This is a genomic window from Lentzea sp. NPDC051208 (assembly GCF_040682435.1).
GTDB lineage: Bacteria > Actinomycetota > Actinomycetes > Mycobacteriales > Pseudonocardiaceae > Lentzea > Lentzea kristufekii.
The window spans coordinates 257,558-279,463 of sequence record NZ_JBFBAW010000010.1; the positions used below are offsets into that span (position 1 = coordinate 257,558).

The following is a 21,906-nucleotide window of genomic DNA, read 5'->3' on the forward strand; positions in this document are numbered from 1 at the left end:
CCATTACGTGATGCGACAACGGACACATCACCTGTTTGGACCCATATTTTGAAGAGCTCGTCTTCGCCGCCAAAAACTGCCGGAAGACGTCTCGGAGCAAATCGTGAAAATTCGCCGCGTCCGGCGCCGGGTTCGTTTGTGGTGGACGCCGCTGAGTCGACCACCGCAGACGAACCCGGCGTTGTGCCGGTCTCACCCCGTGCCGGCGCACACCTCCAGGGACGAGTCGATGTGGCCCGCCAGTTCGGCGGGTGACGGGTGCGCCCACACCTCGGCAGGGCTGATGGGGACGTCCAGGTCGTTGCGGAGCCTGCGGGTGAAGGCGACGGCCAGCAACGAGTCCAGTCCGAGGTCGGTGAACTTCGCGTGCGTGGCGACGGCGGAGGGTTGTGTGCCGAGCAGTGCGGCGAGGATTTGCACCACGGCGTCCTGCGCCATGCGGGCTCGTGCCGGACCGGCTTGCACCGCGCGCAGGTCGACGGCCGGCACCGCTTCGCGCCGGGACGGGTCGCTGGTGCGCAGATCGGCCAGAAGCGGGTTGTCCACCGCGTGCGGGAAGGCGCGGAACAGCAGTTCGGGCTGGTAGTCGAGCACCCCGGTGTTGACCCGCTGGTGCCGCAGCAACGCGGTCAGCGCGGCGAACCCGTCGGCGGTGGAGATGGTGTCGAAGCCGCGTGCGGCGAAGTCCGTCGCCCGCCCGGCCTCGCCCCAGGCTCCCCAGTTCACCGACAGGGTGGGCAGCCCCTGGTCGTGCCGCCACCGGGCGAAGGCGTCCACCCACGAGCCCGCGATCGCGTAGTTGGCCTGTCCGGCGTTGCCCAGCAGCGCCGACATGGACGAGAAGATCACGAGCCAGTCCAGGGGGAGGCCTTCGGTCGCGTGGTGCAGGTTCACCAGGCCGGTGACCTTGGGGTGCCACGTGCGGGTCAGGTGGTCCTGGGTCATGGCCTCCAGCGGGGCGTCGTCGAGCACCACGGCGGTGTGCAGCACGCCCCGCAGGGCCGGTCCCGCCGCCGCGACCAGGCGCCGGGCCGTCTCCGGATCGGCCACGTCGCCGCGCACGACCTCCACCTCGCACCCGGTGGCCGCGACGGTGTCGAGCACGGCGGCCGCGCCGGGTGCGAGGTCGCCGCGTCCACCGAGGACAACGCGGCCGGCGCCTGCTTCCGCCAGCCACCGGGCCGCCTCCAGGCCCAGGCCGCGTGTGCCGCCCGTGACGATGTAGGAGGCTCCCTCGCGCACCACGGTCCTGAGGGCGGGCGCGTGCACCCGCAGCCGTTGTCCGGCCGGGGGGAAGGTGAGGGTGACGCGGCCGATGAGGTCGCCGGAAGCGAGCTGCTTGAACGCCTTCGCGGCCTCGGGCAGCGGGACCGCCGCGCTGGGCAGCAGGGGCAGCCGGCCGGCCGCGATCTCGTCGAGCACCCGCAGCATCGCCGCGCGGAACACGGCCGGTTGCTCGTTCGCGGTGAGCACCAGGTCGAGGGCGATGTAGGTGTTGCCGTGCCGGAACGTGCCGAGATCCACGCGCGCGCCGTCGTACAGGTCGCGCTTGCCGATCTCGACGAAGCGCCCGGCCGGGGCGAGCAGGTCCAGCGAAGCGCGCATGGCGGGTCCGGTCAGCGAGTTCAGGACGACGTCGGCACCGCGCCCGCCGGTGGCTTCCCGCACCTGCTCGGCGAAGTCCAGGGTGCGTGAGTCGAACACGTGCTCCACGCCGTGCTCACGCAGGTAGCGGCGCTTGCACTCGGTACCGGCGGTGGCGATGACCGTGGCGCCCAGCAGCCGGGCGACCTGGATCGCGGCGAGCCCGGTGCCTCCGGCGGCGGAGTGCACCAGCACGGTCTCGCCCTCGCGCAGTCGTGCGAGGTCGTGCAGCGAGTGCCAGGCGGTGATGTAGGTCAGCACCGACGCGACGATGCCGGCGGGGTCGAAGCCGTCGGGGATGCGGGCGGTCAGTTCGGCCCTCGCCAGGCAGTGCGAGGCCATCGAACCGCTGCCGTCCGTGATCACGGTGGTGGCCAGGTCACCCGCCTCGAGGTGCTCGACGCCGGCACCGACCGCCAGCACCACCCCGGCGGCGTCCGAGCCCAGGGCGGGGGAGACGCCGTCGTCGGTCGGGTAGATCCCCAGCGCGATCAGCACCTCGCGGAAGTGCACGGTGCACGCCTGCGGTCGCAGCAGCACCTGTCCGGGCCCCGGCGTGGGCAGCGGCTCGCCGGTCGCGACCAGGCCCAGCCTGTCCAGGCCTCCGTCCTGGTGCGCGCACAGGACGAACTCGTCCTCGCCCGCGACCGCGTCGACCTGACGGGTGGTCCGGGGTGGGTGCCCGGCGAGCGGCGCGCGGGTCAGCCGGGCCACGTACCGCTGCCCGGCCCGCCAGGCGGTCTCGGTCTCGGCCGTTCCGGCCAGCAGTTCGGCGACGACGTCGGCCAGGTCCTCCGCCGTTCCGGTGTCGCCGTCGACCCAGCTCATCCGCGACTCGGGTTGTTCCACGGCGGCCACGCGCAGAAGCCCGCGCAGCGCGCACACGGCGGGGTCGGCCGGGTCGTGGTCGAGGACCGGTCGCGCGTTGCGGCTGACCAGCCACAGCCTGGGTGGCGAGTCGTGCCGCCCGTGCTCGCGGACGAGGGCGGTCACCTTCGTCACGCGCTCCAGGTCGTCGAGGTCACCCGTGGCGCACCACACGACGGCGGCGGCTGCCGGAACCGCGGACGGGTCGCGGTGGACCGCGGCGCGCAGCCCTGCCGCCGTCAGCGCACCGGCCACCTGTCCGGCGACGTCGTCGTGGTCACCGGGTTCTCCGATCACCGCCCACGCACCGTCCGGGTTCGCCGGTTGCTGTTCCGGCAGGGGTATCTGGCGCCAGGAGATCTCGAACAGCCTGGTGTTGAGCCGCGCGCTGTCGGCGGCGGCTCTGGTGTTGCGGACAAAGCCGACGTCCTCGATCGCGCCGACCCACTCTCCCGTCTCGTCGTAGAGGTCGGCACGACCGGTCGCGGTGGTGTTGTCGCGCCGCACTTCGGCGCGTGCCCACGTGATGCGGTCCGGACGGGCGGGAAGCACGACCTCGCCGATGCGCGTGGGCAGCCAGGGCCCGTCGCCGTCGTCGTTCTCCTCGCCGCGGACCAGGCCGGCGGCCACCGACAGCACACATCCGTCGAGCAGCACGGGGTGGACGCGCGGGGCTCCGGTGCGGATCTCCGCGTCGGAAGGCACCTGCAGGCGGACCACCCCGTCGTCCGTGGTGGCGGTGATCGAGTGGAAGGCCGGACCGGTGTCCAGGCCGAGTCGGTCGAACGCCTCGTACAGGTCGCCGGGATCCTCCGGGGTGTCGGGAAGGGACAGTGCGGGGCGGAGGTCGGTCGTTCCGTCGCTGCGGGTGGCCGTCGCCGTGGCGATCCGGTCCCACCCGCCGCCGGTGTGCTGGACGACCTCGACGTCCACGCGGTGCCCGGTCCTGGTGGCGGCGACCTGCAGGGGCACGGAGGTGGCCAGTGGCAGCGCGCGCTCGAACCGCACACCGGTCAGGTGGATCTCGTCCGTGCCGCAGCCCAGCAGGTCGGTGGCCACGGCCAGGGCGAGCTCGACGTGGGCGGCACCCGGCACGAGCGGGGTGCCGCGCAAGGTGTGCTGCGCCAGCCATTCGACGCGATCCGTGCCGAGGTCCGCGCTCCACACGTGGCGGGTGCCGTCCTCGGCTTCGGGATCGGGCACGGCCGACCGCTCGCCCAGCCACATGTGCGACGCCGCACCGCGTGCCCCGCGCACGGGTTCCTGCCAGTAGCGGGAGCGGTCGAAAGCCGTGGGCGGCAACGGGATCCGCGCGCCACCGCCGTTGACGGCGACGAGGTCGACCGGTACGCCCGCCACCTGCAGCGCGGCGGCGGCGCGGGCCATCGACCCGTGCCCGCCCCGATCCCGGTCGAGCGAGCCCACCGCCACCACCGGTGCTCCCAGCGCCGAGGCGTTCTCCTCCACGGCCTGGGTCAGCAGCGGGTGCGGTGACAGTTCCAGGAACACCCGGTGCCCGTCCTCGACCAACGCCTTGCAGGCCAGGTCGAAACGCACCGGGGCGCGCAGGTTCCGCGCCCAGTAGGCGCTGTCGAAGACCACCGGTTCCCGCGGATCTCCCGCAGTGGAGTAGAACGGGACCACCGCCGGTGCTCCCCGCAACCACGACGTCCGCTCGGCGACCTCGGTCAGGATCGGCTCGACCTGCGGGGAGTGCGCGGCCACCACGACGGCGACCTGTTTGCAGAACACGCCGCCGTCCTGCCAGCGGCGCATCAGCCCGGCCACAGCGGGGCCGTCGCCCGCGACGACGGTGGACGCGGGGGCGGTCACCACCGCGACCGACACGCCGGGGACGCCGGCGATCTCGGCCTCGACGCGCTCGACGGGCAGCGAGACCACGGCCATGCAACCGCCGGCGACGCGTTGCAGCAGTGAGGAGCGCGCGATCGTGACGCGCATGCCCTCCTCGGGGGTCAGCATGCCCGCCGCCACCGCGGCGGCGGCTTCCCCCATCGAGTGGCCGACCACGGCGGCCGGGCGCAGGCCCCGGTCCCGCCACATCTCCGCCAGCGCCGTCTGGACGGCGAAGATCACCGGTTGGACCACGTCCATCCGTTCCAGCGGTGCGCCGGAGGCCAGCAGTCGCCGCACGGGCACACCCGCGGGTGCGGCGACGGCGTCGACCCGGTCGATCATGCGGCTGAAGGCGGGATCCCGGTCCAGGAGATCACGGGCCATGCCGGGCCACTGCGAGCCGTGGCCGGAGAACACCCACACCGGCATACCGGGATCCGTCGTCGGTCCGGTGAGGACACCGGGGTGGTCCTGCCCGGCGGCCACCGCGCGCAGGGCGTCCACCAGATCGTCGCGTCCGGCCGCCACCACGCAGGCGCGGGTGGACAGGTGGCTGCGGTGCGCGGCCAGCGTGTGCGCGACGTCGGCGGGGGAGTCGCAGGAGGACTCCACGTGGTCGGCCAGGCGGCGAGCCGTGGCCATGAGCCCTCCCGATGACGCGGCCGAGAGCGCGTGCACCACCAGCCCGTCCTGCCGGCCTCGCGAGGACGGCGCGGGCGCGGGTGGCGCCTGTTCGACGATGGCGTGCGCGTTCGTCCCGGTGACGCCGAACGCCGACACCCCGGCGCGACGAGGACGGCCGGGGCTGTCCCAGGCGGTGGTGGCGGTGGGTACGGTGAAACGGGTGCCGTCCGCGTCGATCGCGGGGTTCCAGCGGGTGAAGTGGAGGTTCGCCGGAATGGTGCCCCGCTGCACCGCCAGCGCGGCCTTGATGAGCCCGAGCACCCCCGCCGCGCTCTCCGGGTGGCCGATGTTGGTCTTCAGCGAACCCAGCGCGCAGGGGCGGCCCGAGGTGCCGTAGGCGTCGGTCAGCGCGGCGAACTCGATCGGGTCACCGACCGGCGTGCCGGTGCCGTGCGCCTCCACGTAGCCGATGTCGTCCGCGGTGACGCCCGCCGAGCGCATCGCCGCCCGGATCACCGCGTGCTGGGCGCCGCGCGACGGCTGGGTGATGCCCTGCACCCGCCCGGCGTGGTTGATCGCCGTCCCCGCGATCACCGCGAGCACGCGGTCCCCGTCGCGCTGGGCGTCGGCCAGCCGCTTCAACGCCACCATCCCGCAGCCCTCACCGCGCACGAAGCCGTCCGCGCTCGCGTCGAACGCCGCGCACCGGCCGCGCGAGGACAGGGCGCCGGCGCGGGCGAAACCGATGAGCCCGCCCCATTCGAGCTGCACGGTCACGCCGCCCGCCAGGGCGAGGTCGGCCTCCCCGTCGTGCAGGGAGCGGCATGCCAGGTGCACGGCGATCAGGGACGAGGCACACGCCCCGTCCACGGCCAGGGACGGCCCGTTGACGTCGAGGATGTAGGAGATCCGGCCCGGCGCACCCGAGGGGATCGCCGAGATGCCGTGGTAGACGTTGAAGTCCGCCATCGTGAACCGCTTGGCGTAGTCGGCGCCGGAGATGCCGATGAACATGCCGGTGCGGGACCCCGCCAGCGAGCGCGGCGGCACCCCGGCGTCCTCCAACGCCTCCCAGGTCGTCTCCATCAGCAACCGGTGCTGCGGGTCGACGCTGGCCGCCTCACGGGCGGGCACGCCGAAGAAGCCGGGGTCGAACAGGTCGACGCCGTCGAGGAAGGAGCCGCTGCCCAGCGCTCCCGAGCCCACGAGGTCGGCGGGAACCACGCGCTCGTCGTCGGACCACCGCCTGCCGGGATCGAAGCCGGTCACGACATCGCGCCGATCCAGCAGCAACTGCCACAGCTCCTCCGCCGACGTGACGCCACCAGGGGCGCGGCACGCCGTTCCGATGATCGCCACCGGCGTCTGCCGGTCGTTGCCCGCGTCGTCCTGGTGCATGGTGGATCCTTCTGGTGTTTCGGTCCCCGGTCGGAGAACTTCGGAGGAGGGCTCTCCGCGGTCAGGCGAAGAGGCCCGCCACCTTGAGAGCCGTGCGTGCGATGGGCGTGCCGAGCAGCGCCGGGATCGTGGTGTCACCGCCGAGGTACGAGTCGACCCTTCGCCACACCGGCGGGAACGCGGTCAACGCGGTGTGGACCACGCCGGGACGCTTGGTGAAGACGTTCATGACCTCGCGGGAGGCGAGCATCTCGACCTCCAGGGTGGAACGCACGTCGCTGGTGTAGGTACCGAGCGCCCGCTCCGCGTCCGCCGGGCGCTCCGCCCGTGCGATCCCGACGGCGGCTTTCCCCGCCCATGTGCCCGAGCGCAACGCGAAGGAGATCCCTTCCCTGGACCACGGATCGCACAGCCCGGCGGCGTCGCCGGCCACGAGCGTGCGGCCGCGCCCCAGCGGTGAATCAGGACGGCGGCACCTCGTCAGATGTCCCGTGTCGTGCAACGGGGTCAGGTGCGCCAGACCGTGGCGCTGCAGGAACTCCCGCAGGTAGGCCTTCGTGGCCTCGCCCCGCCCGCGCGTGGCGACCACTCCGGCGGTGCAGATGTCGCCCTTGGGGAAGACCCACCCGAACGACCCGGGCAGCGGCCCCCACTCCATCAACATGCGGCCGCGCCACCTCGCCGCGTCACCGGGGCCGACCGGCACCTCGACCTCCAGCGCCAGGTCCACCTGTTCGCAGCGGACACCGACGTGACGGCCCACCCGGCCGGCGCTGCCGTCGGCGCCCACGACCGCACGCGCGCGGATCCGTTCGCCACCACCGGTCCGGACGACGACCTCGCCGTTCTCGTCCTCCAGCGCCGACACGGGGGTCTGGTCGCGCACCACCGCACCGGCTCGGGCGGCCGCCTCGGTGAGCGCGGCGTCCAGTTCGTCGCGGAACACCATCTTGCAGCGCGCTCCCTCGGAGGAGGCGACGGTGCGTTCACGGCGTCCGTTCCAGCCGAACGTCACGGCGTCGATCTCGTCGTGGACCGCGACCGCGAGCCCGGCGGGCAGGAACGCCTGCGAACACCCGATCAACCCGCCCCCGCAGGTCTTGTACCGCGGCACCGCGGCACGTTCGAGCAACAGCACACGGCATCCCGCTTCCGCCGCCACCCTGGCGGCGGTCGCTCCGGCGGGGCCCGCCCCGACGACCACCACGTCCCACGGCTGCCCGTTGAACCGATCCGCTGACATCTGATCACCGTTCCCGAGTGGAGGGTCGAACGTGGAATGGTCAGGACGCGTCGGGTGTCGTCATCCGCACCGCGCGGGCCTTGCGGACACGCTGCTGTGGAACGGTCCTGCCGCAGGACGCCGGACAGCCGGGCAGCTGGGAGCACAGCAGGATCGGGCCCGCCGTCGACTCGATCGACAGGGTCCCGTCGGCGCGGGACGTCACGATGACCGACGCGGTCTGCGTGGCGGGTGAGGTGATGTGACCGGCGTGGTCCTTGGTGCGCCAGCGGAACACGGTCACGCTCACGAGGCCGAACAGCGAGAGCCACAGCAGGCCGAGCAGCGCGTGGCCGATCGCGCCCTCGTCGGTGAACCCGGCGACGGCCGCGGCCTGCATCGACCCGTAGGTGGGCAGCAGCCGCACCGGGCCGAGGTCGGCGGAGGGGTTGATGATGGGGTTCTGCACCATGACGTCGATCAGGCTGACCATGATGATGACGAACATGCCCGCCAGTTCGCTCGACAGCGCCAGGCCCAGGACCATGCCCAGACCGCCGTAGGTCAGCGCGCTGGTGAACAGGCTGAACCCCACGAGCGCGGGCTGACGCGGTTCCCAGAACAGGTCCATGACGACCGCCGCGTAGACGGCGGTCGGCATGGAGACGAGGACGAGGGCGACGAACTTGGCCGCCAGCATGCTCAAGCGGGGATGTCCCGCGAGGACCAGCCGTTGGTCGAAATCGCTGGACCGCCGCACGGAGGCGAACTGCATGAAGCCGATGATCAGCGTGACCGCGTTGATCACGGCCGAGATCATGGCCAGTTCGTTGGCGTCGACGCGCATCGCGTGGCCGAGCACGCGGGAGTGGAACTCGACGGTGTTGTTGGGGATGACGGTGTGGACCACACCCAGCCAGACGGGGATGAAGCACACCACCAGCCCGAGTGCGAGGTGGTTGCGGGCGTGCTGGGTGATCTCGAAGCCGATGGCCTTGAGCAGCTTGGCCCACCACGTGGTGCGCCCGTCCAGCGACCGCGCCGCCGCGCGAACGTCCGCCAGCACGGCGGTGGGCGGCCTCACGGCGCCGCCTTCCGGCCGGCGGTGAGGTGACGCGCGGTGGTCTTCTCGGCGACGACCTGTCCCTCCCGCAGCCTGTGCAGCCGGTCGAACCGCTTGATGTCGTGGGCGATGTGGGAGATGACCAGCACGGACTGGCCCCGGTCGCACAGTTCCCTGGTGATGGCCCAGAAAGCGAGGTAGTTGTCCCAGTCGAAACCCTGGTAGGGCTCGTCCATGAGCACCACGCCGGGATCGTGCATGAGCGCGAGGATCAGGTTGAGCTTCTGCTTGGTACCGCCACTGAGCAGACCGGCCTTGCGGTTCAGGTAGCGGGACAGGTCCAGCCGCTCCACCAGTTCGTGGGCGCGGGTGAGGGTGGCGAGCTGGTAGGCGCTTTGGAAGTAGCGCAGATGTTGTTCCACGGTCAGCTCGTTGTTGACGACGATGCGCTGCGGGCAGTAGCCGAGGCGGCCCCTGTGCACGACGCTGCCGCTGTCGGCTCTCAGCTCGCCGGACAACACGCGCAACAGCGTCGTCTTGCCGGCGCCGTTCTCGCCGATGATCCCCATGATCTCTCCTGGTCGAAGGGAGAACTCGACACCTCGTAGCACCTGGTGCGAACCGAACGCCTTGTACAGGCCCACGGCTCGCAAGGCGAAGTCCTCAGAGGACACCGCGCTCCCTTCGAAGTCGGCTCAACGCGTACGGGAGGTGGCGGACACGGCCAGCTCGGTCAAGCCCTGCTTCGCCTGCGCGGCGAAGGCCGGCGAGTTCAGGACCGACAGAGCCCGCTGTGCGCGGTCGGCGATCAGCTTCTCCACACGGGCGACGGCACCCGTGTCCCGGACGACTTCCCGCAGCCGGTCCGCCTCCTGCTGGTCCAGGTCCGGTTTGCCGTGCAGGGCGGTGATGATCTCGCGTTGCGCCTTGGTGGCTCGTCTCCACGTGAGGACCATCAGGACGGTCTGCTTTCCCTCACGCAGGTCGTCCAGGTCCGGCTTTCCCGTCACAGCCGGGTCACCGAACACGCCGAGCAGGTCGTCCCGCAGCTGGAACGCTTCGCCGACCGGGCGTCCGTAGGCACCGCACGCCGTGAGGACGCGGGCATCGGCGCCCGCCAGGACCGCGCCGATGCGCAGCGGCAACTCCACGGTGTAGCGGGCGGTCTTGAAGCGAATCACCCGCCACGCCCGCCGCAGGGGATCGACGCCGGACTCGGCTGCGCCGAGCAGGTCGAGGTACTGCCCGGCGATCAGCTCGACGTGCATGGTGGCGACGAGCTCCCGCACAGCCCTCTTGCGACCGCTGTCGGCGTCGAGCACCGACAGCAGTTCCTCCGACCACACCAGAGCCAGGTCTCCGAGCAGGATCGCCGCACTGGTGCCGAAGCGCTCGGCGGCCTGCCGGCCGCCAGGACCGCGGAAACCCGCGGCCAGCGCCCGGTGCACCGTCGGTCTGCCTCGCCGCAGGCCGGATGCGTCCATGATGTCGTCGTGCACCAAGGCGAAGGTGTGGAACAACTCCAGCGCCGCACCCAGGACGGCGGGCTGTTCGGCGTCGGGATCGCCGCCGCCGGCCAGCCATCCGAAGTGGCAGAACAACGGCCGGACGCGCTTGCCGCCTTCCAGGAACTCGCGCAGCACCGCCACCAGCGGTGGCAGGCACGGGTCCGGAGCGGAGCCGCACTTGCCCGCCAGGAAAGCAGCCAGGGCCGAGTCGACCCGTTCCCGTAGCCGGCCTGCGCCCGGACACCCCGAGTCCGCCGTGGAAGGTGTGGACAGGGCAAGGAGATCGCTGGTCATCTTGTCTCCGTGTGTGCTGGAGCGTGAGCCGAGTGCGGATGACGCCGCGGGAAGCCGGACGGGAATCGCTCTACCGTCGAGGCTTTTCGAAATTAACACCGGTCGCCGGTGGTGGCGAGCAAGAGCCGGACAGAGACCGCGAGATCACCCGTTCCGGTGTCGGTGGCAGCTCAAACCCAGGTGGACCGTATCGCTCGTGGCGCGGTGAACACCCGGATGTGTCGCGATCGGACCATCCGCGGTCGACTTCCCCGCTGTGCGCGAAAATCACACCTCTATCGAGTGCATGCGCCGCCCTCTTTGGCATGAAACGGCGTCCATCGCTTGAGTCGATCTGCGGGTTGCGGCAACTTCGCTCACATCCGGTGGAACAGAACGCCGTGAATGGCTGATTCCTTTCGCCGGGCACCATTTCTCAAGGAGACCGCATGACCTCCCTCGACCATCCCGTCGAGCACAGGCTCTTCTACTGCCCCCAGGACACGGCTATCCATCCACGCGCCGCCGAAGCGGAACGTGATGCCATCGCCTGGATGGATCACATAGGACTGTGGGCGGACGACAAGCAACGCAGACGGCTCATCGGCACCAACAGCGCCGAGTTCTTCTCCCGCTTCGCTCCCCGCGCCGGCGACGACGGACTGCAGGTCGCCGTGAGGTGGGTCTACTGGGGCTTCATCTTCGACGACCTGCGTTGCGACGCGGGCGAATTCAGCACCAGACCGCACGAGTTCCTGCGCATGGCAGGCGAAACCCAACGCGCCCTGGAGTCTCCGTGGCACGCGGTGGTCGACGACCCGCTCGCCCTGGCGCTGCAGGACATCGGCCGCAGCATGCGCGAATGCGCCACGCCGGTACAGGCACAGAGGTTCGTGCACGCGCACCGGTCGTGGCTCTACGCGGTCGCCTGGCAGACCGCGAACAGGGCACAGGGCCGCATGCCCGGGCTCGACGAGTACACCATCATGCGCAGCAACTCCGCGGGAGGAGAACCCACGCTGGCGCTGCTGGAGATCGCCAACGGCGCCGAGATCCCCGGCGCGGAGATGGACTCACCACCGATCCGCGCCCTGACCGAGATGACGATCCTGATCGCCTCCTGGGACAACGATCTGCACTCCCACGTCAAGGAGAGCCGGGAGCGCGAGGCGGAGCAGAACATCGTCAACGTCCTGATGCACCAGTACGGGGTCGGGGAGAGCACGGCGGTCGACCGGGCCCGCGCACTACGGGACCGCGTCATGGCCCGCTTCCTGCAGCTGCGCGACACCGTCCTGACCCGTCCGTGCAGTCCTGCCCTGCGGGAGTACCTCGCCTGCCTGGGGCACGCCATCCGCGGCAACATCGACTGGGCGTTGAACGTTCCCCGCTACACCGCCGCGGACGGCTCACCACCGACCGTTCCCGCACCCCGCGCCGAAGCCACCTGGACATCCGATCCGTGCGACGTCACGGCGGAACCGTTGCCCATCCCCGCCATCACCTGGTGGTGGGACGAACTGTGAACCACACCTGTCAGAGGGAGACCGCTGTGAACCGCTCGCTGCCCGTCATCGCCGCCTTCACCGTCGCCGTCACTTCCGGACTCGTGGCCTCCGCTCCCGCGAACGCTCAGGCGACAACCGGACCCGAAACGGCCACCGCGCGGGACGGCGTCGCCAGTGAGGCTGCTTGGACACGCTATCGCCGCTTCGACAGCATGGTGCTGTGCGAAGCCGCAGGCGCAGCAGGAGTCATGCTGGGCCGGTGGATCCAGTGGCGTTGCGACGACCAGAACGTCCTGTGGGTCGTTGCGCTGCAGGGTCCTTGGGCGAACCCGACGCCATGACAGATCAGATGCGGTGGCGCCGACGCAGCCGAATGCTCCGAACGCCGCGAGTGCGGGGCCGATCAGCCGGATGTGGCACTAGTGCGATCGCATCGAGCTCTTACAAAAGCGGACAGGATCTCCGGCGGGCGTTCTCCGTGGGAGCGGTTCCATGGTGCACTGCAGGTCGGCTCCGGTCGGGTCCGGCGGCCGGGAGAGGTGCACGGAATGAGTCTCCGGCGGCGGATCGCTCGTGTCCTCGTGGCCTTGACGACGGTGTGCGGCGTGGTCACCGGTGCCTCACCGGCCACCCCGCCGTCCCTGACCTTCGCGAACCCGCACAGCCAAGGGTTGTTCGGCGCTGCTTACGCTGCCGCGCTGGACAATCTGCTGCGCGTCAACACCGTGGGCTACGACGCGCACTACAACACGAGCGGTCTGATGGACCCGGCCACCGGCATGGTCCGCGCGGGTGGCGGATACGCCCAGCCGTGGACGCGCGACGCGTCGATCAACAGCTGGAACGCGACCAGCCTGCTGTCCCCGGCCCTGGCGAGGAACACGCTGTGGGCCGTCGTCGACAAGGATCCCGCCGGCGCCCTGCGGGTGCAGCAGGACGACCAGCAGTGGGACCAGGTCATCTGGCTCACCGCCGCGTGGCACCACTACCTCGTCACCGGAGACCAGCAGTTCCTCGGCGACGCCTACCGCACCGCCAAGAACACCCTGGCCATCCGGGAGCGCGCCGGTACGGCCGGCTTCAACGCCGCCTACGGGCTGTTCACCGGCGCGTCGTTCTTCAACGACGGCATCGCCGGCTATCCCGCGCCTCCGGCGGACGCGACCGAGTCGATCAGCACCGGGAGCATGCCGTGGCCCGGCATCGCGAGCGGGATGTACCTGAGCACCAACGAGGTCTACTACGCCGCCTACGTCAACGCGGCGAACATGGCGGACCGGCTGGGGCAGCCGCAGGAGGCCGCGAGTCACCGCGCGAAGGCCTTCGCGCTCAAGGCCGCGATCAACCGGTACTTCTGGAACCCGGCGACGGGCCTGTACAACTACCAGCTGCTCGCCGACGGGACACCCGGCGCCCACCAGGAGGGCACCGGGCTCGCGTTCGCGATCCTCTTCGGCATCGCGAACCCGGCTCAGGCGCGGTCGATCCTCGCGAAAGCCCGCGTGATGACCTGGGGCATGCCCGACACCTACCCCCACTGGGACCGGTACTCCGAGGCGCAGCCCGGCCGGCACAACGCGATCGTCTGGCCGCTCGTCCAGGGTCTGTGGGCCAAAGCCCAGGCGCTGCAAGGCGACCAGAGGGGTTTCGCCGCGGAGACCGCGAGGCTCGCGAAGCTCGCGAACAACAACAGCGGGTTCTGGGAGATCTACAACGGCACCACCGGCGTGGTCGACGGCGGCTGGCAGCGGCTGGGCGACACGGTGAAGTTCCACTGGGGTTCCGAGCCGGACCAGACCTGGTCGGCCACGGCGTTCCTCGACATGGTCCACACCGGACTGTTCGGGCTGAGGTACGGCGACCGAGGGCTGTCGTTCGCGCCGAACCTGCCCGCGGGCTGGGGTGATGTCACCCTTCGCGACCTGCGCTACCGCGACGCCGACCTGACGATCACCCTGCGCGGTGCGGGCACGAGGATCCGCTCGGTCACGGTCGACGGCCGGCCGTCACGCGCCGAGATCCCCGCCACGCTCGAGGGCGCGCACACCGTCGAGATCACCCTGACCGGAGCGGCGGGCGGCGACCGGGACGGCGACGGCGTGCCGGACGCGGGGGACCGTTGCGCCGACACCGCGGGCACCGTCTCCGGCTGCCCGGCCCCCGCCCACCTGGAAGCCGAGGACGCGCACAACACCGGCGGCGTCAAGACGAACGTCAACCACACCGGCTACTCGGGCAGGGCGTTCGTCGACGGCCTCTGGGCGCAAGGCGCCGCGTCGTCGTTCACGCTGCACCGCGCGTCGGAGGGGCAGGGCTCGGGCGCGATCACCGTCCGGTACGCGAACGCCAACAGCGACGCGCGCACGATGACGCTCTCCGTGGACGGACGCGTTGTGCGCCAGGTGAGCTTCCCGAAGGTCTCCGGCAGCTGGGACGACTGGGGCACCGTGACCTTCGACAACGTCGTGCTGAGCGGCCGCGACCCGGTGGTGACGCTGTCCTTCGGCGCGGGCGACACCGGTTCGATCAACCTCGACCGGCTCGGCTACGGGGAATCGTGACCGCAGTACGCCTGGCACCGCATCATCGAATCAGGCGGCGAGCGGGCAGGACGAGACATCGCCGAGGCGTTGCGGACAGGCGACGAACGCGCCGTCGTCCGCGCGTGCCTGCTCAACGTGCTGCCGACCGACGAACGCAGCCGCATGCTGTGCGCGGTGCAGATCGCCTACTTCGCCGTCGACGTCACCCGCGGCGGCCAAGCTCCGGACCAGCAGGCCGTGCTGCCCCACCTCGTACGCCTGCTCGCCGACCGGCTCGACCAAGCCCAGCAGCGCGGCGGCGTTCCGGCGCACCTCGACACCCGGCTCGGGCACCTGTTCCCCGGCTAGCGGTCACGCCACCTCGCGGAGCACGCAGGCGTAGGCTTTCCGGGATGCGGATCGGCGAACTGTCCAAGCGCACGGGCGTGAGTCCGCGCTCACTGCGGTACTACGAGGAGCAGGGCCTGCTGACCAGCTCGCGCTCCGGCGCGGGGCAGCGGCACTACTCCGATGCCATGGTCCAGCGCGTGTCGCTCATCCGGCAGTTGTTCGACGCGGGTCTGTCCAGCCGGGTGATCGCGACGTTGCTGCCGTGTGTGGACCTCCCGGACGACATCAGCGTCGCCGAGGAGACGTTCACGGCGATGATGCGCGAGCGCGACCGGATCGACGCCGAGATCGCGCACCTGATCGCGACCCGGGATGCGCTCGACGTGGTGATCAGGGCCAACAGCCGGCACCGGGCGGAGCTGTCCGCGGCCCTGGAACCGGTGGCGCAGCCGGCCTGACGCTGTGACCTGCACCTCAGCCGGTTGCCCCTCACATCGGTGTCAACGGTGAGGATTGCCGCAGAGCCCGGAACCACCGGGCCGGTCACCCGAGAGGCGGCAGAAGATGGGGCAGGCGTGGGGTTTCGGCAGGTATGGCGGGCCCGAGGTGCAGGAGTTCTTCGATCGTCCCGATCCCGTCCCCGGTCGCGGCGAGGTGCTGATCCGGGTCGACGTCGCCGGCGTGAACCCCCTTGACCACATCGTGCGCTCGGGCCTGGTCGACGGGCTCGACGGCGGGCGTCCGTTCCCCCGCGTGCTGGGCATGGAGGCGGCCGGAACCGTTCTCGCCCTGGGGGAGGACGTCGACGGGCTCGAGGTGGGGGACGCGGTCTTCGGCTTCGCGCTCACCGGTGGCGGCACCTACGCCGAGACGACGGTGCTGTCCGCGCCGAACACCGCGCGCATCCCGGCGGGTCTGTCCGCGACGGTGGCGGCAACGCTGCCGGTGGCCGGGACGACCGCGGTGGACGCGCTCGACCAGCTCGGCCTCCCGGCCGGTGCCACGATCCTGGTCAACGGGGTCGGCGGCGGGGTCGGCCTCGCCGTCGCCCGGCTGGCCGCCGGGCGCGAGCTGCGCGTGGTCGGCACCGGGAGCACCGCCAAGCGCGAGGCCGCCGAGGCCATCGGGGTGCGGTTCGTCGACTACACCGCCGGGGACGTCGCCGCCGCGGCGGGCGAGCTGGTTCCGGACGGCTTCGACGGGATCGTCGACCTGGTCGGCGGCACGTCGCTGCGGACGGTCGCTCCGCTGGCCCGGGACCCCCGCAACGTCATCGCCGTGGGTGATGCATCTGTGTCCGATCTCGGTGGGCGTTTCGTCGAGCGCCGCCTCGACCGCGAGAACCTGGAGCGGTCCGCCAGGCTGGCCCTCGACGGAGTCCTCGCGCCCGTGATCACCGCGGTCCACCCGTTCTCCGACGCCCTGGCCGCCCTCGCCGCGGTCGAGAACGGTCACGCTTCGGGCAAGGTCGTCATCAAGGTGGCATGAGAGGTACCCGGCGCCGTCAGCCGTCCACAATCGACGGACGGGCAGCGTGGTCGGGGCGGTACCGCCTGGTCTTCGAGCGCAAGTAGCATTGCGAACCGTGACTGCGGGGGACAGAGCACCGACGCGTGTTTCACGAAGATCGCTGCTCCTCGCCGGCACCGTTGCCGCGTCGGTGGCGGGCCTGGGGTTGCAGGCGGTGCTGACCTCCCGCGGTCCGCGGCGGCATGATCCGTTCGACTGGCAGCCGGTGCCCGCGCCCGCCGAGACGAACGAGCCGGTCGAGGTCGTGCACTGCGCGGGATGGGACCCCGCCGCGCGCTCCGCGGCCTCACCGATGTCCGAGTCGGTCGCACGAGCGCGGGACGAGGCAGGCGAGCAGTACGCCGCGGTCCTGTCCGTCGGCGGGGTGGCTCGGGCGGTCGTCGAGGTGTGCTGGTCGGCGCACCACGCCGAGGTGTGGCACATCGACGAGTCCGGCCGTCGCTACCGGGGCGTCGCCTACCGTCGTTGGCCGGACGGGCGATTGCGGCTGTTCGAGATCCGCGGCTGGCACTACGACGAGCAGGACGCCCCTGAGTTCGCCGGCGAGAACCCGACGTTCCGGGCTCGCGTTCACCGCACCGAGACCGCGACGGTCGAGCAGGTCGCGGTCTCGGCGGAACTGTCCAGCGGTGGCAAGCTCGACACCAGGCGCGACTGGCAGAACTGGCCGGAACCGACGCGTCCACCGGACGACGTCGCCGTGCCCGCGACAGCTGGCTGGCCCGCGCTCGCGGGGATGACCGGTCCCGTGACCGTCCGCCCCGGCCCGGACGTCGTCCCCGCCACGTTCCCGTGGCGCCCACCGCAGCCGCTGCGCCCGCGCCACATCGAGAAGGTCGTCACCGACGGCTCGCGCTTCCGCACGCAGAACGGTCGCGTCCCGGTCATCAAGCGGGTCCCGGCGGGCACGATCAGGTTGCCCAGCGGCAAGGTGCTCGTCGCGGATCCCGGCTGGCTCCACACCGATCCCACACCGCTGACCGCGACCGTCCCGCCCGGTGAGTACCCGGTGGACGTGTTCGAGCTGGCGGAGAACGGGGAGCCGGCCTGGACGGTCGCCTGCCGGGTGACCGTGAAGGACGTGCCCGTCACGTCGTGGGACCTCGCGTTGCTCGAGGGCGAGCACGAACTGGACCTGGGCGACGGCGAGTTCTTCGGCAACCCGGTGGACACCGCCACGCTCGCCTTGCTCGATCACGCCGGCGTCAAGGCTTACCCGCAGGCCGACATCGACGCCGCCACGGCAGGGGAGGCCGTGTTCCACCGGCTTTCGGACCAGAAGACCGGCACTGACCTGATCATCGTGCCGGGGTGGAGCGACGGCTCGTACCCCGTGTGGATCGGACGTACCGAGGACGGCGCCGTCGGCTGCTTCGTCCTCGACTTCCGCGTGCCGGAACTGGCCGGCGCCGAGCCCGCCTGAATCACGTCAGGCATGACCCGTCAGACCGGCGTGCGTGACCACTGCTGGTTGGTGCCCGTGTTGCAGGTGTACTGCTTGAGGATCGCGCCGTCCACAGTGGACGCGGCCGGCACGTCGACGCACTTGCCGCTGTGTCGCGCCCGCAGCTGGAAGTAGCTGCCGTTGGCGACCATCTGAAACTGCTGGTTGGTGCCGGTGCCGCAGGCGTACTGGACGAGTTCGGCGCCGTCGCCGGTGGACGCGCTCACGACGTCGAGGCACTTGCCGCTGTGCCGGCTGACGATGCGCCAGTAACCGCCGCCGGCGTCCCGGAACTCCCATTGCTGCCAAGCGTTGCCGTTGTAGGTGTACTGGCCGACACGCGCGCCGTTGTCGGTGTTCGGCTGTTGGACGTCCATGGACTTGCCGCTGTGGCGCGCGGTGATCCGGTAGAACGTTGCCACGGGCGGGTTCGTACCGTCGCCCCAGGCGTACCGGAGCCGATCGGCGCCGGAGGCGTTGCGGATGGTCAGGTCGAGGTTGGTGCCGCTGCCGCTCAGGGAGTACATCGAGTAGTAGTCGTAGCCGATGTTGCCGGGCTTGCCGCCGATGGCCGGCCAGTAGGTGCCGCCCATCCGGTTGTCGCGCATGACCTGGGCCATGGCGCGGATGTGGCGCACGAAGTTGTCGCCGCTGTTCGCGTCGCCGTAGTCGAGGCCGGTGGACATCGGCGCGCCGAACTCGGTGGCGACCGCGCGGGAGGCGCAGTCGCCCAGCCGCGTCTGGATGTGGCTGCGGAACTGGTCGTACGTCATCGCGTCGTAGAAGAAGGCGTAGTGGTGGAAGGACAACAGCGTCGAGTTGAAGCGGCTGTCGTTGCAGACGTCCCGCAGGTCCTGGCTGTAGCCGATGCCGCCGATGAGCACCCGGGAGGGCACCGCCGAGGTGTGGTGGCTGAGCCAGTTCGCGGCGACGGTGCGCCAGTCCGCCGAGGTGTAGCCGAACGGCTCGTTCATCGGCTCGAAGTAGACGTTGCCGTTGGAGCCGTAGGTGTTGGTCACGCTGGACCACATGCTGTTCCACGCGGCCATGTTCGTGATTCTGCCGTTGGCTGCGGCGCCGTCCTCCCAGTACGCGAGGATGACCTTGAACCCGCGTTCTGTGGCGGCGTCGATGGCGCCCCGGTAGGCGTTCCACCAGGTCGTGTCGGCCACGGTGTGGGTGTTGATGGGCAACCGGACGGTGTTGATCCCCAAGGTGGAGGCCATGTCGTCGTAGAGGGCGTTGGCCTTGGCCCGCACGGTGGCGTTGCTGTCGGACTTGCTCAGGCCCTGGACGACGAGCGCGGTGGTGCTGAAGTTGTCGCCCAGCACGGCCCAGTTCACGCCGCGGAACTGGCTGGTGGCGGCATCGGCCGGGGGTGTGGTGACGACGAGGCCCAGCGATGCGGTGAGCGCGGCCACCGCGAGGGCGATCAGCGATCGACGCGACGACCGGAGCTTCCGCGACGGCCCTGACCGATGACGGTCGTGCGCCATGATCACTGTCATGAGATGTCCAATCGCCGTGCCATGCGCGCTGCCTGGATGAGGATCGCGGACGCCTCGTCACTCGTCCACTGCTGTCCTTCGAACCGTCGAACTGTTCGACGGTGAAGGCGCGGGCTCGGCGGGGCTTCGCGCCCAGAACGGCCGAGCAGGTTCTCCCCCCGGCCGTGTGCCGTACGCCCTCCGAGGTGCGACGATGAAGATCTGTTTGGTGCGCTGCAAGGTGGAAAGCGCTTACCGAGAGCATCGAAATGAAACGTTTCAACCATTGACCGGTCCTGGGGTCCGGTGCTGTCATGAATGCGCGGCAGATCTGGGAGCGTTCCCAGAAACTGGACAAAAGGAGCAATGGTGCTCAGCAATGTTGGCGCGCGCGCACTCGCCGTGGGAACGGCGCTCTGCGTGGTTGCAGGTGGCTTCGCGGCCGCGGGGATGGCTTCGGCCGCCCCCGGCTGCGAGGTCGACTACCTGGTGCAGAACAAGTGGCAGGGCGGGTTCTCCGCCAACGTCACGATCAAGAATCTCGGCGATCCGATCGACGGGTGGAGGCTTGCTTGGACATTTCCGGGTTCTGAGCGTTACGGCGAGGGCTGGAACGCCACGTTCGCGCCGTCCGGTGCGGACGTGGTGGCGTCCAATGTGGACTGGAACAGGGCGATCCCGACCGGCGGGACCGTGTCGTTCGGCTTCAGCGGAACGGTGTCCGGTTCCGAGGTCGGGGAACCGGAGGCGTTCACGCTCAACGGAGTCCTGTGCGATGGCGGTGTAGCACCCACGACCACGACGACCACCACGACCACGACCACGACGAGCCAGGGACCGGAGCCGGGCCCAGGTGATCCGGCCGGGCGCAAGCAGGTCGAGCGGCTGGACCGCGGTGTGGTCAGCGTGCGGTCGGGCACTGGGAACCTGGTCAGCTGGCGGTTGCTCGCCGGGGACGCGCGGGACACCGGGTTCAACGTCTACCGGGGTGGGACGAAGCTCAACTCGGCGCCGATCACGGCGTCCACGAACTACCTCGACTCCGGTGGTCCCGTCGGTGCGTCGTACACCGTGCGAGCGGTGGTCAACGGCGCCGAGCAGCCGGCTTCGGCGGCGTCGTTGTCGTTCGGAGCGGGCTATCTCGACGTGCCGATCTCCCCGCCGGGCAGCGCGTACACCGCGAACGACGCGAGTGTGGGCGACGCGGACGGCGACGGGCAGTACGAGATCTTCCTGAAGTGGTATCCGAACAACGCCAAGGACAACGCGCAGGCCGGTGTCACCGACAACACCTTCATCGACGCCTACCGTCTCGACGGCACCCGGTTGTGGCGCATCGACCTCGGCCGCAACATCCGCTCCGGCGCGCACTACACCCAGTTCCAGGTCTACGACTACGACGGTGACGGCCGTGCCGAGATCGCGATGAAGACCGCCGACGGCACCCGCGACGGCCGCGGAACGGTCATCGGCAACGCCTCGGCCGACCACCGCAACGGTGACGGCTACGTGCTGGCCGGCCCGGAGTTCCTGACGATGTTCAGCGGCCTCACCGGTGCCGCACTGTCCACGGTGAACTACGACCCGCCACGCGGGAACGTGGCGTCGTGGGGAGACAGCTACGGCAACCGCGTCGACCGGTTCCTCGCCGGTACCGCCTACCTCGACGGTGCTCGTCCGTCGCTGATCATGGCTCGCGGCTACTACACCCGCGCGGTGATCGCGGCGTGGGACTTCCGCGACGGCCGGCTGGTGAAGCGGTGGACGTTCGACTCGAACGCCACCGGCAACGGAACCTATGCGGGACAAGGCAACCACTCGCTGACCATCGGTGACGTGGACGCCGACGGCCGCGACGAGATCGTCTACGGCGCGGCGGTCGTGGACGACAACGGCCGCGGCCTGTGGAACACCCGCTTCGGTCACGGTGACGCGGCCCACCTGGGTGATCTCGACCCGTCCCGGCCGGGCCTGGAGTACTACAAGGTGTCTGAGAACGGCAGCCAGCCCGGTTCGTGGTTCGCGGACGCGCGCACCGGTCAGGTCCTCTGGCGGACCGCGCCGGCGGGCGACAACGGCCGCGGTGTGTCCGGTGACGTCCACGCCGGCAGCCCCGGCGCCGAGTCGTGGTCGAGCGCGGACAGCCAGCTGCGCAACACCAGGGGAGAGACGGTCGGCCGCAAGCCGTCGTCGGCGAACTTCCTGATCTGGTGGGACGGCGACCCCACCCGTGAGCTGCTCGACGGCACCCACATCGACAAGTACGGCACCGGTGGCGACACCCGCCTGCTCACCGGAGCGAACGTGCACTCCAACAACGGCACCAAGTCCACTCCCTCGCTGTCCGGCGACATCCTCGGTGACTGGCGCGAGGAAGTCATCTGGCCGACCAGCGACAACCGGGCGCTGCGCATCTACAGCACCCCGAACCAGACCGACCGCCGCATCCCGACGCTGATGCACGATCCTCAGTACCGGGTCGCGATCGCCTGGCAGAACACCGCCTACAACCAGCCGCCGCACCCGAGCTTCCACATCGGCGGCGGCATGGTCACCCCGCCGTGGCCGGACGTCCACTACGCGAGGTGACCAGGGCGTAGATCGGAGA

At 70.7% G+C, this 21,906-nt stretch carries 14 protein-coding genes; 8 read left to right on the forward strand and 6 right to left on the reverse strand.

All coding sequences use genetic code 11. The annotated features are described in order from the left end of the window. Positions 1-192: 192 nt before the first annotated feature. The 5 genes from AB0M48_RS25375 to AB0M48_RS25395 form a co-directional block, all read right to left on the reverse strand. Complete coding sequence (locus AB0M48_RS25375; RefSeq protein ID WP_363846416.1) at positions 193-6,390, reverse strand: type I polyketide synthase; 6,198 nt, start codon at positions 6,388-6,390, stop codon at positions 193-195. Positions 6,391-6,451: 61 nt separating this feature from the next. Beyond that, positions 6,452-7,633 carry a geranylgeranyl reductase family protein gene (locus AB0M48_RS25380; protein WP_363846418.1) on the reverse strand — a complete coding sequence of 394 codons (1,182 nt, stop codon included), beginning with the start codon at positions 7,631-7,633 and terminating at the stop codon, positions 6,452-6,454. A gap of 40 nt (positions 7,634-7,673) precedes the next feature. Beyond that, the gene (locus tag AB0M48_RS25385) at positions 7,674-8,696 is read right to left on the reverse strand and encodes an ABC transporter permease (RefSeq protein ID WP_363846420.1); all 1,023 of its coding nucleotides are present in this window, start codon (positions 8,694-8,696) and stop codon (positions 7,674-7,676) included. Continuing rightward, entirely contained in the window at positions 8,693-9,349 is a 657-nt protein-coding gene (locus AB0M48_RS25390) for an ABC transporter ATP-binding protein (RefSeq protein ID WP_363846422.1), read from the reverse strand. The genes AB0M48_RS25385 and AB0M48_RS25390 overlap by 4 nt, the downstream gene beginning before the upstream one ends. A gap of 21 nt (positions 9,350-9,370) precedes the next feature. Then, complete coding sequence (locus tag AB0M48_RS25395; protein ID WP_363846424.1) at positions 9,371-10,477, reverse strand: polyprenyl synthetase family protein; 1,107 nt, start codon at positions 10,475-10,477, stop codon at positions 9,371-9,373. 428 nt (positions 10,478-10,905) lie between these two features. Between AB0M48_RS25395 and AB0M48_RS25400 the strand changes: the two genes are divergently transcribed. The 7 genes from AB0M48_RS25400 to AB0M48_RS25430 all read left to right on the forward strand — a co-directional run bounded on the left by AB0M48_RS25400 (position 10,906) and on the right by AB0M48_RS25430 (position 17,790). Further along, entirely contained in the window at positions 10,906-11,982 is a 1,077-nt protein-coding gene (locus AB0M48_RS25400) for a hypothetical protein (RefSeq protein ID WP_363846426.1), read from the forward strand. 26 nt (positions 11,983-12,008) lie between these two features. Then, the gene (locus AB0M48_RS25405) at positions 12,009-12,305 is read left to right on the forward strand and encodes a hypothetical protein (protein WP_363846428.1); all 297 of its coding nucleotides are present in this window, start codon (positions 12,009-12,011) and stop codon (positions 12,303-12,305) included. A gap of 207 nt (positions 12,306-12,512) precedes the next feature. Continuing rightward, positions 12,513-14,525, forward strand: a complete 2,013-nt coding sequence (locus AB0M48_RS25410) for a glycosyl hydrolase family 65 protein (protein WP_363846430.1) — start codon at positions 12,513-12,515, stop codon at positions 14,523-14,525. Between the two features lie 69 nt (positions 14,526-14,594). Then, positions 14,595-14,855, forward strand: a complete 261-nt coding sequence (locus tag AB0M48_RS25415; RefSeq protein WP_363846432.1) for a hypothetical protein — start codon at positions 14,595-14,597, stop codon at positions 14,853-14,855. A 44-nt stretch (positions 14,856-14,899) separates the two neighbouring features. Next, the gene (locus AB0M48_RS25420) at positions 14,900-15,295 is read left to right on the forward strand and encodes a MerR family transcriptional regulator (RefSeq protein WP_363846434.1); all 396 of its coding nucleotides are present in this window, start codon (positions 14,900-14,902) and stop codon (positions 15,293-15,295) included. 106 nt (positions 15,296-15,401) lie between these two features. After that, complete coding sequence (locus tag AB0M48_RS25425; protein ID WP_363846436.1) at positions 15,402-16,325, forward strand: NADP-dependent oxidoreductase; 924 nt, start codon at positions 15,402-15,404, stop codon at positions 16,323-16,325. A 97-nt stretch (positions 16,326-16,422) separates the two neighbouring features. Next, positions 16,423-17,790, forward strand: coding sequence for a DUF4241 domain-containing protein (locus tag AB0M48_RS25430; protein WP_363846438.1), 1,368 nt, complete (start codon positions 16,423-16,425; stop codon positions 17,788-17,790). A gap of 20 nt (positions 17,791-17,810) precedes the next feature. Here AB0M48_RS25430 and AB0M48_RS25435 read toward each other — a convergent pair whose 3' ends face one another. After that, complete coding sequence (locus AB0M48_RS25435; protein WP_363846440.1) at positions 17,811-19,319, reverse strand: RICIN domain-containing protein; 1,509 nt, start codon at positions 19,317-19,319, stop codon at positions 17,811-17,813. 345 nt (positions 19,320-19,664) lie between these two features. Here AB0M48_RS25435 and AB0M48_RS25440 point away from each other — a divergent pair, with 345 nt between their 5' ends. Next, on the forward strand, positions 19,665-21,887 hold the full coding sequence (locus AB0M48_RS25440) for a cellulose binding domain-containing protein (protein ID WP_363846442.1): 2,223 nt from the start codon (positions 19,665-19,667) through the stop codon (positions 21,885-21,887). Positions 21,888-21,906 lie beyond the last annotated feature (19 nt).

Coding starts and splice junctions, on each gene's coding strand:
- AB0M48_RS25395 (WP_363846424.1), bottom strand. CDS start 10,477: ATGACCAGCGATCTCCTTGCCCTGTCCACACCTTCCACGGCGGACTCG.
- AB0M48_RS25440 (WP_363846442.1), top strand. CDS start 19,665: ATGGTGCTCAGCAATGTTGGCGCGCGCGCACTCGCCGTGGGAACGGCG.
- AB0M48_RS25420 (WP_363846434.1), top strand. CDS start 14,900: ATGCGGATCGGCGAACTGTCCAAGCGCACGGGCGTGAGTCCGCGCTCA.
- AB0M48_RS25400 (WP_363846426.1), top strand. CDS start 10,906: ATGACCTCCCTCGACCATCCCGTCGAGCACAGGCTCTTCTACTGCCCC.
- AB0M48_RS25380 (WP_363846418.1), bottom strand. CDS start 7,633: ATGTCAGCGGATCGGTTCAACGGGCAGCCGTGGGACGTGGTGGTCGTC.
- AB0M48_RS25375 (WP_363846416.1), bottom strand. CDS start 6,390: ATGCACCAGGACGACGCGGGCAACGACCGGCAGACGCCGGTGGCGATC.
- AB0M48_RS25425 (WP_363846436.1), top strand. CDS start 15,402: ATGGGGCAGGCGTGGGGTTTCGGCAGGTATGGCGGGCCCGAGGTGCAG.
- AB0M48_RS25435 (WP_363846440.1), bottom strand. CDS start 19,319: ATGACAGTGATCATGGCGCACGACCGTCATCGGTCAGGGCCGTCGCGG.
- AB0M48_RS25410 (WP_363846430.1), top strand. CDS start 12,513: ATGAGTCTCCGGCGGCGGATCGCTCGTGTCCTCGTGGCCTTGACGACG.